This is a genomic window from Rhizobium sp. 62_C5_N11_2 (assembly GCF_051811185.1).
Taxonomy (GTDB): Bacteria; Pseudomonadota; Alphaproteobacteria; order Rhizobiales; family Rhizobiaceae; genus Rhizobium; species Rhizobium leguminosarum.
Map to the genome: position 1 here is coordinate 3,172,156 of NZ_JBPWPW010000001.1, position 14,117 is coordinate 3,186,272.

The 14,117-nt window shown below is 61.5% G+C and carries 12 protein-coding genes; 7 read left to right on the forward strand and 5 right to left on the reverse strand.

The window, feature by feature from the left end:
- Nucleotides 1-97: 97 nt before the first annotated feature.
- Nucleotides 98-307 carry a hypothetical protein gene (locus AB8B31_RS15905; RefSeq protein ID WP_157213766.1) on the reverse strand — a complete coding sequence of 70 codons (210 nt, stop codon included), beginning with the start codon at nucleotides 305-307 and terminating at the stop codon, nucleotides 98-100.
- On the opposite strand from AB8B31_RS15905, the gene AB8B31_RS15910 reads away from it, so the two are divergent.
- The 4 genes from AB8B31_RS15910 (at nucleotide 306) to AB8B31_RS15925 (ending at nucleotide 4,949) form a co-directional block, all read left to right on the forward strand.
- Complete coding sequence (locus AB8B31_RS15910) at nucleotides 306-614, forward strand: hypothetical protein (protein ID WP_028733339.1); 309 nt, start codon at nucleotides 306-308, stop codon at nucleotides 612-614. The genes AB8B31_RS15905 and AB8B31_RS15910 overlap by 2 nt on opposite strands.
- A gap of 304 nt (nucleotides 615-918) precedes the next feature.
- Entirely contained in the window at nucleotides 919-1,839 is a 921-nt protein-coding gene (locus AB8B31_RS15915; RefSeq protein WP_028733338.1) for a hypothetical protein, read from the forward strand.
- Between the two features lie 14 nt (nucleotides 1,840-1,853).
- Entirely contained in the window at nucleotides 1,854-2,969 is a 1,116-nt protein-coding gene (locus tag AB8B31_RS15920) for a DNA alkylation repair protein (protein WP_018243163.1), read from the forward strand.
- Between the two features lie 246 nt (nucleotides 2,970-3,215).
- Nucleotides 3,216-4,949, forward strand: a complete 1,734-nt coding sequence (locus tag AB8B31_RS15925; protein WP_028733337.1) for a DEAD/DEAH box helicase — start codon at nucleotides 3,216-3,218, stop codon at nucleotides 4,947-4,949.
- A 157-nt stretch (nucleotides 4,950-5,106) separates the two neighbouring features.
- On the opposite strand, the gene AB8B31_RS15930 is transcribed toward AB8B31_RS15925, so the two are convergent.
- On the reverse strand, nucleotides 5,107-6,006 hold the full coding sequence (locus AB8B31_RS15930) for a DMT family transporter (RefSeq protein ID WP_028733336.1): 900 nt from the start codon (nucleotides 6,004-6,006) through the stop codon (nucleotides 5,107-5,109).
- Nucleotides 6,007-6,373: 367 nt separating this feature from the next.
- Between AB8B31_RS15930 and AB8B31_RS15935 the strand changes: the two genes are divergently transcribed.
- From AB8B31_RS15935 to AB8B31_RS15945, 3 genes are read left to right on the forward strand one after another with little or no spacing between them, the layout of a single operon-like run.
- Nucleotides 6,374-7,783: a circularly permuted type 2 ATP-grasp protein gene (locus tag AB8B31_RS15935; protein WP_018446777.1), complete on the forward strand. Its 1,410-nt coding sequence runs from the start codon at nucleotides 6,374-6,376 to the stop codon at nucleotides 7,781-7,783.
- Complete coding sequence (locus tag AB8B31_RS15940; RefSeq protein WP_018446778.1) at nucleotides 7,783-8,724, forward strand: alpha-E domain-containing protein; 942 nt, start codon at nucleotides 7,783-7,785, stop codon at nucleotides 8,722-8,724. Before AB8B31_RS15935 ends, AB8B31_RS15940 begins: the two co-directional genes overlap by 1 nt.
- Before the next feature lie 12 nt (nucleotides 8,725-8,736).
- On the forward strand, nucleotides 8,737-9,561 hold the full coding sequence (locus tag AB8B31_RS15945; RefSeq protein ID WP_018243168.1) for a transglutaminase family protein: 825 nt from the start codon (nucleotides 8,737-8,739) through the stop codon (nucleotides 9,559-9,561).
- 170 nt (nucleotides 9,562-9,731) lie between these two features.
- Here AB8B31_RS15945 and araD read toward each other — a convergent pair whose 3' ends face one another.
- The 3 genes from araD to araD1 form a co-directional block, all read right to left on the reverse strand.
- Nucleotides 9,732-11,471: an L-arabinonate dehydratase gene (araD, locus tag AB8B31_RS15950; protein ID WP_018243169.1), complete on the reverse strand. Its 1,740-nt coding sequence runs from the start codon at nucleotides 11,469-11,471 to the stop codon at nucleotides 9,732-9,734.
- Between the two features lie 61 nt (nucleotides 11,472-11,532).
- A complete protein-coding gene (locus AB8B31_RS15955) occupies nucleotides 11,533-12,966 on the reverse strand; it encodes an aldehyde dehydrogenase family protein (protein ID WP_028733335.1) in 1,434 nt (477 codons plus the stop codon).
- Between the two features lie 68 nt (nucleotides 12,967-13,034).
- On the reverse strand, nucleotides 13,035-14,030 hold the full coding sequence (gene araD1, locus AB8B31_RS15960; protein ID WP_028733334.1) for an AraD1 family protein: 996 nt from the start codon (nucleotides 14,028-14,030) through the stop codon (nucleotides 13,035-13,037).
- Nucleotides 14,031-14,117 lie beyond the last annotated feature (87 nt).

Below are 14,117 nucleotides of genomic sequence, written 5' to 3' on the forward strand. Positions count from 1 at the left end.
CCGCAATGAATGAAATATCGACTACAAAAACTATAACGCCAAGGCTTTTAACAAGGTTTTAACCATAAATTTCGACAGCGGAATTTTACGAGGCGGCTCACCAAGCTGAAGATAATTCGAGATTACCAGCCCCGGCTTGCACGAGACTGAAAGAACGCCCGCAATAATTCTTTCGACGTCGGGATCCCTTGAAATCATGACGAAAATTTAATGCCGGAGCCGCTTGCGCGGCCATTGCGCCGCCGCGATCCGGGCCGAGTCTCGGCATGGCTTTATGGAAGCCATGCCCATGAAAGGAAAATACCATGTCCGTTTTTCATAAGACCATGGCGACGGGCCTGATCGCCCTGACCTTCGCCGGCGCCTCGCTCGCCACCGCCACCACCGCCGATGCCCGTCCACGCGATGCCTTCTGGGGCGGCCTTGCCGCCGGCGTCGTTGGCGGCGCCCTGCTGTCGGAGGCCGCCCGTCCCGCCTACCCGGTCTATCCCGCTTATCCCGCTTACCGCCCCTACCCCGTTTACCGGACTTACTATCGGCCGTCATATTGCCATATCGAATGGCGGCACGATCGCTGGGGCGAGCCCTACCGCGTCAAAGTCTGCCCGGAATAGGAAAACCGCATCCGGCGCCGCTTGACCTCCGGCGGCGCCGGGGCAAAGCAACGATGAGCTTCGGCATCAATGCCGGTAACGCAATGCACGCGACATCACTCAATTCGATAAAACGCCTTAGCTCCACAATGCCAGAGCAACAATTCCGCGCTAAATCCTCGATTGGCAATTTGTTCGTCGCTCTGTCAAATATCGCAAAAGCCAGCTAGTAATCCGCTCGTAGCGTTCATGCATCTTGCTTTCGCTATCGATCGCATTTCAAGCATTCAGCCGGACGTTAAGCATGCAGAGGGGCAGAGACGGAATGGCCGCGAACATCCCGGCTGCCGGTTGGGCGGCCGACGTCGTCGATTTCCTATCCCGAAACCTCCCTCGCAACGATGAGGAAGACGGATGGGACCATATGTTCCTAACGGCCTATCAGATCGGTTGCGAAGCTCTGGTGGCGCTTGGTCAGGCTGATGAAACCAGCAGAGGTACGATCCCGCGTAAGAATGCCCGACTACCTGACGAGTTGCCGCGTTGGGACGACCTATGCGTCTCAGTGCTTCGACTGGCGGCACAGCAGAGGTTGCTATTTTATCGCTTGCCTGACGGCAGTGTGCCTCTAGCGACGGGTGACTGGGGCATTTACCGGATAGGCGCACCACCTCCGCCTCCACCGAACATCGCTGCTGCTAACGGTCTTGGTCCCGCGTTCGCAACATCCGAGGTTTTGACGGTCCTTCGGGCATTGGGGTTACTGACCGAAGGCCGTTGGACCGAGATTGCTGAAACCGTCTTCTGGCGAGACTGGCCAGAGGAATGGGAAATGGATTTCAACTCCGATCCCCGTTTCTCTGATGCCGTCGAGCAAGCGCTCGCTACGATACCAGCTGATATCCGCGCCGAAATGGACAAGCTTGTCACCATCACCAACACGGATGTTACGGCCGCAGTGAAGCGAAGTGCGTCAGCTGCAGAGGAGACGCGCGCTAAGTATGGGCCGAACGCCTCTATAGGCCCACCCGACACTCCTGAACAGGCAAGAAGAGGTTTGGAGTTCCTACGCCGGGCCGAACTTGACTGGCTGTTCTTCCGCCGCTGGCGTCTTGCTGACGGTTGGCTCGCACCAAAGGAGGCGAGCAAAGCGCTGGAAATCTTCCACGACGATCTGGCTATCGCCATGAGGCGCGCCGTCGCTAAACGGCTCTACCCGAACTTAACGTTCGCGGCCGCCAGATAAGTAGGAGGACCAGCATGCCGGAACCGCTCAAGAACCTGCTGCATGAGGCATTGGTCGGCGATATGGCCGATCGCATTGCCGGCAACGCGCCGACTTTCGATAAAAGCCGCTTCGTGACGCTGGCGACCGAGGGCCTCACCGCGTTGGAGCTGATGGAGCGCTCGGCCCTGATCCGCGACGCACTGTTTGCAACACTTCCCGGTGATTTCCGAGAGGCCGCAGCCATGCTCAAGGCGAGCCTGCCCGCCGCCGGCAGGCCGGGGCTCTCCGGCTGGATGCTGCTGCCGGTCAATCAGTTCATCGCCGCACGCGGCCCCGATCACTTCGATCTCGGTCTTGCTCTCCTGAAGGCGCTGACGCCACATTTCACAGCCGAATACGGCATCCGCCCCTTTATCCACCGCGACCAGCAGCGCGCGCTGGCCATCATTTCAGGCTGGGTCGACGATCCCGATCAGCATGTGCGACGGCTGGCGAGCGAAGGAACGCGGCCGCGCCTGCCTTGGGCGATGCGTCTGCCGCAGCTCGTGAAGAATCCAGCGCCGATCCTGCCTATCCTGACCGCGCTGATGGATGATCCGGAAGATTATGTGCGCCGCTCCGTGGCCAACAGCCTGAACGACGTCGCCAAGGACCACCCGGACCTGGTCGCCGCCTTCATCGCCAGTCATATCGACGGCGCTTCATCCGAACGTCGCTGGCTGCTGAAACACGCCTCGCGCACGCTTCTGAAGAAAGGCCACGCGCAGGCGCTCGCCAATTTCGGCTTCGCCGCGGCCGCTTCGCTCGAATGCGAACTGCGGCTCCGGAATGCTGAGGTGATGTTCGGCGAAGGGCTGGATTTCGAAATCCTGGTAACAAACGCCGGCGAGCGAGCGCAGTCGCTGATGATCGACTACGCCATTCACCATGTGAAGAGCGACGGTTCGCTCTCACCCAAGGTCTTCAAGTGCAAGGCAATAATGCTCGCTCCGGGGCAAAGCCATACAATTGGGCGCCGCCACGCCATGCGGCCAATCACGACGCGACGCTATTATCCAGGCGAACATCGCATCGCCATCCTCGTCAACGGCGTTGAGACCGCATCGCAAAGCTTCGTCCTCGTCATGCCCTCCCCTGACCCGGCTTGAGGCTTTCTTGTGCCCTGCACTTGACTTTCCACGCGAACTAGCCCAAATGCGGGTCAGCTTTCACCCTTCCGGCCGCCGCGTGAGCGTGCCCCTGCTGAAAAATACAGACGCAGGAAGAAGGGACAAAAGCGCATTTCGATAGAGCGCCGCACTCCCATGAGCGGCCAGAAGCGCTGGAAAGCTTTTTCCAACTCACAAGTTCCCACTTCACGCGGGGTTCTTGACGCCAGAATGAAACCGGATCGCATGGTGCGTTCCGGCGATAGTCATTGTGGCGCCCCGAAAGGTTATACCTTGACTAATTTTGAATCGCTTGGTGTCTCCAAGCCGATCGTCGCTACTTTGTTCCAGCTCGGCATCGAGACGCCGACGCCCATCCAGGAACATGCCATTCCCCTCCTCCTCGAAGGCCGCGACCTGATCGGCCTTGCCCAGACCGGCACCGGCAAAACCGCCGCTTTCGGCCTGCCGCTGATTGAAAAGCTGCTCGCCGACGAGCGGCGTCCCGACAACCGCACGACGCGCACGCTGATCCTGGCGCCAACCCGCGAACTGGTGAACCAGATCGCCGAGAGCCTGAAGAAGTTCATCCGCAAGTCGTCGCTGCGCATCAACGTCGTCGTCGGCGGCGTCTCGATCAACAAGCAGCAGCTTCAGCTCGAAAAGGGCACCGACATCCTCGTCGCCACGCCGGGCCGCCTGCTCGACCTCGTCAATCGCCGCGCGATCACGCTGACCACGGTCCGCTATCTCGTGCTCGACGAAGCCGACCAGATGCTCGACCTCGGCTTCGTGCATGATCTGCGCAAGATCGCCAAGATGGTGCCGAAAAAGCGCCAGACCATGCTCTTCTCAGCCACCATGCCGAAGGCGATCGCTGATCTCGCCGGCGAATATCTCGTCGATCCCGTCAAGGTCGAAGTCACGCCCCCGGGCAAGGCTGCCGACAAGGTCGAACAGTACGTCCATTTCGTCGGCGGCAAGAACGACAAGACGGAACTGCTCCGCAAGTCGCTGACCGAAAACCCTGACGGCCGCGCCATGGTCTTCCTGCGCACCAAGCACGGTGCGGAGAAGCTGATGAAGCATCTCGAGAATATCGGCTATTCCGTCGCCTCGATCCACGGCAACAAGAGCCAGGGCCAGCGCGAGCGGGCGCTGAAGGCCTTCCGCGACGGCAGCATCAAGACGCTGATTGCCACCGACGTCGCCGCCCGCGGCATTGACATCCCTGCTGTCAGCCATGTCTACAACTACGACCTGCCTGAGGTGCCTGACGCCTATGTCCATCGCATCGGCCGCACGGCGCGCGCCGGCCGCGACGGTATCGCCATCGCTTTCTGCGCTCCCGACGAAGCCAAGCTGCTGCGTGATATCGAGCGCCTGATGGGCATCGACATCGCTGTCGCAAGCGGCGAACCGCCGGCCAACATCAGCGGCGGACCCCGCCGTGCCAACGGCAATGGCAACAACCGCAGCCGTAATGGCGGCCAGGGTCGCGAAGGTCAGGGTCGTGGCGAAGGCCGTGGCGACCAGAACCGTTCGGAGCATCGCGGCAACCGTCAGGAACGCCGCCCGCGCCGCGAAGGTGAAGGCAGCGAAGTCCGCGCCGGCGGCGACGAGCGTCGTCCGCGTCCGGAGCGCCCGACCAGCCGCAGCGAGGATTTCCGCGGTCAGCGCCGCGGTGAAGCGACCCCGGATCTCGGCCCCGACAACGATCTGGCCTCGACCTCCGATTTCCGCTCCTCTGCAAAGCCACAGCGTCCGGCCCATCACGGCGCCCATGCCAATGGTGAACCGAGCGGTCATCACCGCGGCAACAGCCGTCACGCCCACGGCCGTCCGGCCCGCAAGCACGGCGAGGACCGCGGCCCGCAGCAGGCCCAGGCCGGCGAACCGCGCCGGGATGGCAACGGCGGCAACCGTCGCGGTGGCTCCGGCTCCCGCAACGGCGGCGGCCAGCGCCGCGAACGCGCCTGATAATTGAACGATCGAAAAGCAAAAAGGCCGGGGATATCTCCGGCCTTTTTGTTATCCAGCGCATCGGCCCGAAATCGGAATCGATTTTCGGAAAGCACGATGCGTAGATTCAAAGAGTTAGAGAGTCCTTTGCCCGTCCGAAAGGACGCACGGCGCTCTAAGCCTCCGCAGGCCTATGCTCGCTGAACGCCTTGCGGTTGGTGAGATAGACGCCTGTCACGACCACTACGGTGCCGACGATCAACGGCAGGGTCAGCGGTTCTCCGAAGGCGATGAAGGCTTCGAGAGCGACCGCTGGCGGCATCAGGTAGATCAGCGAGGCGGCGCGTGACACCTGGCCCCGACGGATCAGATGAAGCAGCAGCCCGACGCCGCCCATCGACAGGCCGAAGACCGACCAGGCAAGCGCGCCATAGGCCTGTGCGGCGCCGTCGAAATGCTGATGCTCGAAGATCAGCGAAAGCGGCAGGGTGAGGATCAGTGCTCCGACATATTGCAAGGTCGCGATGGTTCTGAGGTCGCCGGATTGCAGGTGCTTCTTCTGATAGAGCGTGCCGTAGGTGACGGACGCCATGGCGACCAGGTTGATCGCTAGCGGCGGGGCGGCATGCGTGAGATCGGCGGTCGCCGGATCGAGCAGCTTCGGCGAAATGGCGATGGCAATGCCGATGAAGCCGAGGGCAAGACCGAGTTTCTGTGCCTGCTGCAGCCGCTCGCCGATGAGGAAGGGAGCTGCCATCGCCGTCAGCAACGGCTGCAGCGCCGCGATGATGCCCGATATGCCGGCCGGCACGCCATTGGCGATCGCCCACCAGAGACCGGCGAGATAGAAACCATGCAGGAAGAAGCCGGAATAGACGGCGCGCAGCGTCGCCGCCCGGCTGGGCCATTGCGCCCGCACCACCAGGCAGAGCGCCAGGAATGCCGCCGCCGACAGCGCATAGCGTATCGAAAGAAAGGTGAAGGGCTCTGAATGCAGCGAGGCGTATTTCGCCACTACCCAGCCCGTGGACCAGAGCAGGACGAAAACGGCGGGGGCAAGGCGATCGAGAGACATGGGGCATGGCTCGGGAGAGAAGGGTTCGCCGTGCTGATAGCCCCACCCGGCGGCTGCAGTCAAAAGCGAAGCGTTGATGCTTATTTGAAATTTCGCTGATGCAACGACCCGATGGCGGTTGCCACGGAGGGCGCCGAGCCTCGCGCACATGACCATATTCGATCGCCCTGGCCGAACGAAAAACGGTCACATGCTCAGATTTTGCGCAGCCCTTGCGATTGATTATCCGCCATGCCGCACCGCATCACCTTAAATGCCCAGATTTTCACCCGTTTCCCGCAGCGCAAAATCTTTTCCTCGAACTGCGCATGGTTCTTGCATTGCCATTTGCGTTGTATTCAAATGAACAAAAAGGGGAGCCGAGCCTTTGGCATTTGATGAAATGATTACCGGGGACGAAAGTCCTCGCGCGCCTTATGAAAAATACTTCGAGTGGTACAACAGCCAAGACCGGGCGCATCTGATATCCAAGTCCCGCGATGCGGAAAACATCTTCCGGAAGACCGGCATCACGTTCGCGGTCTACGGCCACGCCGACAGTTCCGAAAAGCTCATCCCCTTCGACATCATTCCCCGCATCATCTCCGCCCGCGAATGGCGCAAGCTCGCCCAAGGCATCGAGCAGCGGGTGATCGCGCTTAACGCCTTTCTGGACGATATCTACCATAAGCAGGAGATCATCCGCGCCGGCCGCGTTCCGCGTGAGCTGATCGAGAACAACGTCACCTTCATCCCCGAAATGATCGGTTTCCGGCCGCCCGGCGGCGTTTACACGCACATCGTCGGCACCGACATCGTGCGCACCGGAGAGGACCAGTTTTACGTGCTGGAGGATAATGCCCGCACGCCCTCCGGTGTCAGCTACATGCTGGAAAACCGGGAAACCATGATGCAGATGTTCCCTGAACTCTTTCATGAGAACAAGGTGCAGCGTGTCGAGGATTACCCCTATCTGCTGCGTCAGAGCCTCGCCTCGCTCGCCCCTCCTGGCTGCAAGGGCAAGCCGCGCGTCGCCGTGCTGACGCCGGGCATTTACAACTCCGCCTATTACGAGCATTCCTTCCTCGCCGACATGATGGGCGTCGAACTGGTCGAAGGCTCGGATCTGCGCGTCATCGACGGCAAGGTGAAGATGAGGACGACACGCGGTTACGAAGCGATCGACGTGCTCTACCGCCGCGTCGACGACGACTTCCTCGATCCCCTGACTTTCCGGGCCGATTCCGCGCTCGGCATTCCCGGCATCATGGATGTCTACCGCTCCGGAAACATCACCATCGCCAATGCGCCGGGCACCGGCATTTGCGACGATAAGGCGATCTACTCCTATATGCCCGAGATCGTCGAATTCTATACCGGCCGCAAGGCGCTGCTCGAAAACGTGCCGACCTGGCGCTGTTCGGAAGCCGATAGCCTGAAATATGTGCTGGAGCATCTGGAAGAGCTGGTGGTCAAGGAGGTGCACGGCTCCGGCGGCTACGGCATGCTGGTCGGCCCGACGGCATCGAAGAAGGAGCGCGCCGATTTCGCCGAGAAGCTGAAGGCCAAGCCGAACAATTACATCGCTCAGCCGACGCTGTCGCTCTCCACTGTGCCGATCCTCGTCAACAAGGGCATCGCGCCGCGCCATGTCGACCTTCGCCCCTATGTGCTTGTATCCGACAAGGTTCAGATCATTCCGGGTGGTCTCACCCGCGTGGCGCTGAAGCAGGGCTCGCTGGTGGTCAATTCCAGCCAGGGCGGCGGCACCAAAGACACCTGGGTATTGGAGGACTGATGCTCGGAAGAACCGCAAACGGCCTATACTGGATGTTCCGTTACATCGAGCGCGCCGAAAATATCGCCCGCCTCGTCGATGCTGGGCTGCGCATGTCGCTCACCCGCAGCAGCGCAGGCGATGACAATTGGGATGGCGTGCTGCAAAGCGCTGGGGTGCGCGAGGCATATGACGAGGGCCACACGAAGCTGACGAATGCCGACGCGATCGACTATCTGCTGCGCGATCGCGCCAATCCATCGAGCGTCATGTCCTGCATCGAGTCCGGCCGCAACAATGCCCGCATGGTGCGCACCGCGCTGACGCGGGAGACCTGGGAAGCCACCAACGAATGCTGGATCGACTTGAAGTCGCTGCTCGAAAAGCGCGTCAAGGCGGCCGAAATGCCAGAGGTGATCGATGTCATCAAGCGCCGGGCGGGCCTCATCCGCGGTGCCTTCCATGGCTCGACACTGCGCAACGAGCTCTATAATTTTGCCCGCATCGGCACCTTCATCGAGCGGGCCGACAATACCAGCCGCATCCTCGACGTGAAATACTACGTGCTGCTACCCTCGGTCTCGGCCGTCGGCTCCTCTCTCGACAATGTGCAGTGGGAATCGATCCTGCGCTCGGTCTCCGCCCACCGCGCCTATAGCTGGGCCTATGACGGCGAATACCGGGCGATGAACATCGCCGACTTCCTGACCCTCAATGTCCAGATGCCGCGCTCGCTTGCCTATTGCTACGAGAAGATCGTCAGCAATCTCGGCTATCTCGCCCAGGATTACGAGGAGCGGCTCCCTGCCCACGATACCGCGGATGCGATCCGCAAGACACTGCAGACGAGAGCGATCCGGGATATCATGGATCAGGGCCTGCACGAATTCCTGGAGGATTTCGTCTCGCGCAATAACAAGCTCGGCGCGGAAATTTCCGACGGCTATCGGTTCTATGTATAAGCGGATAACAACATGAGACTGAAGATCAGCCACCTCACCGAATACCGCTACGACGGACCGACGCAGTTCTCGCTGCAAAGGCTGCGGCTGACGCCGCCGACGAGCCCCGCTCAGAAAGTGCTCGGCTGGGCGCTGAACGTCGAGGGCGCCACCCCCGAAGTGGAATATGACGACCAGTACGGCAATCACGTCAATCTGGTCTCGCTGGAAGGCGAGCAGGATGTGACGCGTATTCTCGCCGAAGGCGAGGTCGAGACGGAGGACAATAACGGCGTCACCGGCCCGCATACCGGCTTCTGCCCGCTTTGGCTCTTCCTGCGCGACACGCCGCTGACCAAGGGCGGCAAGTTGGTCAAGGAACTGATCAAGGGCGTCGGTGGCGATAACGAGCTTGCCCGCATGCACGCGCTGATGGCCGCAATCCACGAAACGGTCGACTACAAGCCCGGCACCAGCAACACCGAGACGACCGCCGAACAGGCGTTAGAGAAGAAGAGCGGCGTCTGCCAGGACCATGCGCATATTTTCATTGCCGCCGCCCGCGCCTTGCAGGTACCGGCGCGTTACATCTCCGGTTATTTGATGATGGAGGAAAAGATCGAACAGGCTGCGACCCATGCATGGGCCGAGGCCCATATTCCCGGCCTCGGCTGGGTCGGGTTCGATCCCGCGAACGAGATTTGCCCGGACGCGCGCTACATCAGAGTCGCCTCCGGCCTCTGCTATCGCGACGCCGCGCCGATTTCAGGCATGCGCATCGGCACGCCGGGCGAAACGCTGTCGGTTACCGTGAAGGTCGAGGACGGCGGACAGATGCAAAGCCAGAGCCAGAGTTGAGCCGACCGCAAAGACAAATGGCCGGCGATCCGCGCACTCTTCGAACATAGCCTCGACAAGGATCCCAGCATGGCCATGTCGAACGGCTGATTGCCGTTAGCCTGGAAAAACCGGCGGACAAGAAAAAAGCGGGGTGATGCCCCGCTTTTTCCATATCTTGGGTAACCCGACTAGTGGCTGTCCTTGCCGACCGCGTTTCCGCGACATCCCTTGAGGAAGTCGAGGTCGGCGCCGGTATCAGCCCCCTCGACATGCTGCTGATGCAGGAAGGCATAGCCGGATGTCGGCAGATCATGGTTCGGCTGCCACTCGGCGAGCCGCCGCGCCAGTTCCTCCTCGGAAATGTCGAGATGCAGACGACGGTTCGGCACATCAAGCTCGATCATGTCGCCGTTTTTCACAACCGCGAGCGGCCCTCCAACCGCCGCTTCCGGGGAGGTGTGCAGCACGACGGTACCGTAGGCCGTTCCGGACATGCGGGCGTCGGAAATGCGCACCATGTCGAGGATGCCCTTCTTGAGCACCTTCGGCGGCAGCCCCATATTGCCGACCTCGGCCATCCCGGGATAGCCCTTCGGCCCACAGTTCTTCATGACCATGATGCAGGTTTCGTCGATGTCGAGGTTATCATCGTTGATCTTGGCCTTGTAGTCGTCGATATCCTCGAAGACAACAGCCCTGCCCCGGTGCACCAGCAGATGCGGCGAAGCCGCTGAAGGCTTCAACACCGCGCCCTTCGGCGCGAGATTGCCGCGCAGCACGACGATGCCGCCCGAAGCTGTCAGCGCCTTTTCGGCCGGCAGGATAACGTCTTCGTTCCAGTTGACGACGTCCTTGACCTCGTCCCAGACGGTTTCGCCAGATACCGTCAGCGCATCCTTGTGCAGGAGGCCCGCCTCCCCGAGGCGCTTCAGTACCACCGGCAGGCCGCCGGCATAGAAGAACTCCTCCATCAGGTACTTGCCCGACGGCATCAGGTTGACGATGGTCGGGACGTCACGGCCACAGCGATCCCAGTCGTCAAGCGAAAGATCGATGCCGACACGGCCGGCGATGGCGAGCAGGTGGATGACGGCATTGGTCGATCCGCCGATGGCCGCGTTGGTGCGGATGGCATTCTCGAAGGCTTGCTTCGTCATGATCTCGGAGGGCTTCAGGTCGTCCTTGACCATCTGCACGATACGCCGGCCGGTGAGCTGCGCCATGACCTTGCGGCGGGAATCAACGCCCGGGATCGCGGCGTTGCCGGAGAGCGCCATGCCGAGCGCCTCGGCCATGGAAGCCATGGTGGAGGCCGTGCCCATGGTGTTGCAGGTGCCCGACGAACGGCTCATCGAGGCTTCCGCCTCGAGGAATTCCGCCTGCGTCATCTCGCCGGCCTTCACCATTTCGGAAAACTTCCACAGATGCGTGCCCGAGCCGACCCGTTCGCCGCGGAAATAGCCGTTCAGCATCGGCCCGCCAGTGACGACGATCGAAGGCAGGTCGCAGGAAGCCGCCCCCATGATAAGCGACGGCGTGGTCTTGTCGCAGCCGACCAACAATACGCAGCCATCCATCGGCTGGCCGCGGATCGCCTCTTCCACCGCGAGCGCGGCAAGATTGCGGTACATCATCGCCGTCGGGCGGAAGGTGTTTTCGGATGCCGAGAACACCGGCACCTCAAGCGGGAAGCCGCCGGCCTCCCATACGCCCGCCTTCACCTTTTCAGCCAGCTCTCTGAGATGACCGTTGCACGGGGTCATATCCGACCAGGTGTTGAGGATGCCGATCACCGGCCGGCCGTCGAACAGGTCGTGCGGATAACCCTGGTTCTTAAGCCAGCCGCGGTGATAGATCACGTCGCGGCTCGTACCGCCGTACCATTCCTGCGACCTCAGCTTGCGCGGCCATTCCGCTTTCTTTTTCATCGTCTCTATCCTTCGGGATATCGCCGGACCGCCTCGTACGGCCCGGTTCATCGCATTTTTCTCAAGCCAGCGTGTAGGCGGTCTTGACGGTTGTGTAGAATTCGGCGGCGTACTTGCCCTGCTCGCGCGGGCCGTAGGACGAGCCCTTGCGGCCGCCGAAGGGAACGTGGAAATCGACGCCGGCGGTCGGCAGGTTGACCATCACCATGCCGGCCTCGGAATTGCGCTTGAAATGCGTCGCATGTTTCAGGCTCGTCGTCGCGATGCCGGCAGAGAGCCCGAACGGCGTGTCGTTGGCCGTCGCCAGCGCCTCGTCGTAATCCTTGACCCGGATCACCGACACAACAGGCCCGAAGATCTCCTCGCGCGAGATCCGCATCTGGTTGGTCGCTTCGGTGAACAGCGTCGGCTGCAGATAGAAGCCGGGCGTTTCGCGGGAGATCACTTCGCCGCCGAAGGCGAGTTTCGCGCCTTCTTTTCTACCGATCTCGATATAGTCGGTATCGGTCTTCAGCTGCCGCTCATCGACGACGGGGCCGATATGGGTGCCGGCCTTCAAGGCGTTGTCGACGACGAGCGTCTTCAGCTTGTCGGTCAGCGCCGCCACGAACTTGTCGTGGATGCCCTCGGTGACGATGAGGCGCGATGACGCGGTGCAGCGCTGGCCTGTAGAGAAGAAGCCGGAATTGGCGGCTGCCTCGACGGCGACGTTGAGATCGGCATCGTCGAGCACGACCATCGGGTTCTTGCCGCCCATTTCCAACTGGAACTTGCGGTTATGCTCGATCGAAGCAGCGGCGACGCGCCTGCCGGTGCCGGTGGAACCGGTGAAGGTGATGCCGTGAACGTCGGGGCTTTCGAGCATGGCCTGGCCGACGACCGAGCCCTTGCCCATGACGAGGTTCAGCACGCCCTTCGGCAGGCCGGCGCGATGCAGGATATCGACGATCGCCCACGAACAGGCGGGCACCAGTTCGGCCGGCTTGAAGACGATGGTGTTGCCGTAGCAGAGCGCCGGCGCGATCTTCCAGGCGGGAATGGCGATCGGGAAATTCCACGGCGTGATGATGCCGATGACGCCGAGAGCCTCGCGGGTGATCTCGATGCCGATATTCGGACGAACCGACGGCAGGACCTCGCCGGCGAGCCTCAGCGCCTCGCCGGCGAAGAATTCGAAAATCTGCGAAGCGCGGATAACCTCACCGGTGGCTTCCGGCAGGGTCTTGCCTTCTTCGCGGGCAAGCAACGCCCCGAGCTCGTCCTTGCGCGCCATGATCTCGTCGCCGGCCTTCTTCAGGATGACGTGGCGCTCCCAGATGCCCGAGCGCGACCAGGCCGGGAAAGCGGCCTTGGCGGCAGCAATGGCGTTTCTCGTGTCATCAGCGCTGCCGTCGGCATAGAGGCCGACGACCTCATTCGTATCCGACGGATTGATGTTCTTCGTCGCGTTCGAGCCGACCCATTCGCCGGCGATCAGATTTTGATAAATGGTCATGGGCTTAACAAGCCTCCTTTACCGTTTACGAGCAAAGATCCGGCCGCCGATGCGGCCAGGTCTGGAATTCAGAGCTGCCTGACGGCGATCTCTTCCTCGGCGGCAACCTTGAGCGGATTACGGAGCGAAAGGCCGAATTCGGCGACTTCGATCTCGAAGACATCGCCCTCTTCCGTCTTGACGCCATCGGCAAAGGAAAGGGTCGCCGTGCCGAACATATGGACGTGAACATCGCCCGGGACACGGAAGAGGCCGTATTTGAAGTGGTGATATTCCAGATTGGCGAAGGTGTGCGACATGTTCGCCTCGCCGGACAGGAACGGCTTTTCGAAAATCACCTTGTCGCCGCGCTTGATGCGCGAGGTGCCGCGAATATCGTCCGGCGCCGCGCCGACGCGGATTTCCGGACCATAGGCAGCCGGGCGCAGTTTCGAGTGGGCCAGAAAGAGATAGTTGATCCGCTCGGTGACGTGGTCCGAAAACTCGTTCGACAGTGCAAAGCCGATGCGGAACGGCGTGCCGTCCTTGGCGATCACGTAAATGCCAGCCATTTCAGGCTCTTCGCCGCCGTCGAGCGCGAAGGAGGGCGAGATGAGCGGCGCGCCGGGGGCAGCGGCGCCATAGCCGTTGCCCTTGTAGAACCATTCGGGCTGGACGCCCTTTTCGCCAGCCTTCGGCTTGCCGTTCTCAAGGCCCATTTTGAACATCTTCATCGAGTCCGTGAGGGTTTCCTCAGCGGCTTCGGTGGTCTTCTTGTGCATCGAATCGCGTGTTGCCGCCGATCCCAAATGCGTCAGGCCGGTGCCGGTCAGATGCAGGTGCGCGGCATCGGGATGGGTGATCGGCGGCAGGAAGCGGCCTTCCGCATAGGCCTTCTCAAGATCAACGCCATCGCCGTAGCCATGCGCTTCGATGACGGCGGCCAGCGACTTGCCGCCATCTGCGGCTTCCATCGCCAGCGCATAGACGCTGACGGCATTCTTGATCGACCTGGCAGCGCCGCCCGCCTCGCGCACGGCGACGATGATCTCTCCGTTTGCACCCTTGATCTGTGAAATAAGCACGTTACTCATCCTTTTCCTTTGGCGATGGCACAGCTACGCCTCTCCGGCTCCATGCGGAGCCGGAATTCAGGTTTCTTATGACTGCGA

What these genes read in the sequence shown, in the direction of transcription:
- AB8B31_RS15910 (WP_028733339.1), top strand. Translation starts at nt 306, where the DNA reads ATGTCCGTTTTTCATAAGACCATGGCGACGGGCCTGATCGCCCTGACC.
- AB8B31_RS15905 (WP_157213766.1), bottom strand. Translation starts at nt 307, where the DNA reads ATGGTATTTTCCTTTCATGGGCATGGCTTCCATAAAGCCATGCCGAGA.
- AB8B31_RS15915 (WP_028733338.1), top strand. Translation starts at nt 919, where the DNA reads ATGGCCGCGAACATCCCGGCTGCCGGTTGGGCGGCCGACGTCGTCGAT.
- AB8B31_RS15920 (WP_018243163.1), top strand. Translation starts at nt 1,854, where the DNA reads ATGCCGGAACCGCTCAAGAACCTGCTGCATGAGGCATTGGTCGGCGAT.
- AB8B31_RS15925 (WP_028733337.1), top strand. Translation starts at nt 3,216, where the DNA reads ATGGTGCGTTCCGGCGATAGTCATTGTGGCGCCCCGAAAGGTTATACC.
- AB8B31_RS15930 (WP_028733336.1), bottom strand. Translation starts at nt 6,006, where the DNA reads ATGTCTCTCGATCGCCTTGCCCCCGCCGTTTTCGTCCTGCTCTGGTCC.
- AB8B31_RS15940 (WP_018446778.1), top strand. Translation starts at nt 7,783, where the DNA reads ATGCTCGGAAGAACCGCAAACGGCCTATACTGGATGTTCCGTTACATC.
- AB8B31_RS15945 (WP_018243168.1), top strand. Translation starts at nt 8,737, where the DNA reads ATGAGACTGAAGATCAGCCACCTCACCGAATACCGCTACGACGGACCG.
- araD (WP_018243169.1), bottom strand. Translation starts at nt 11,471, where the DNA reads ATGAAAAAGAAAGCGGAATGGCCGCGCAAGCTGAGGTCGCAGGAATGG.
- AB8B31_RS15955 (WP_028733335.1), bottom strand. Translation starts at nt 12,966, where the DNA reads ATGACCATTTATCAAAATCTGATCGCCGGCGAATGGGTCGGCTCGAAC.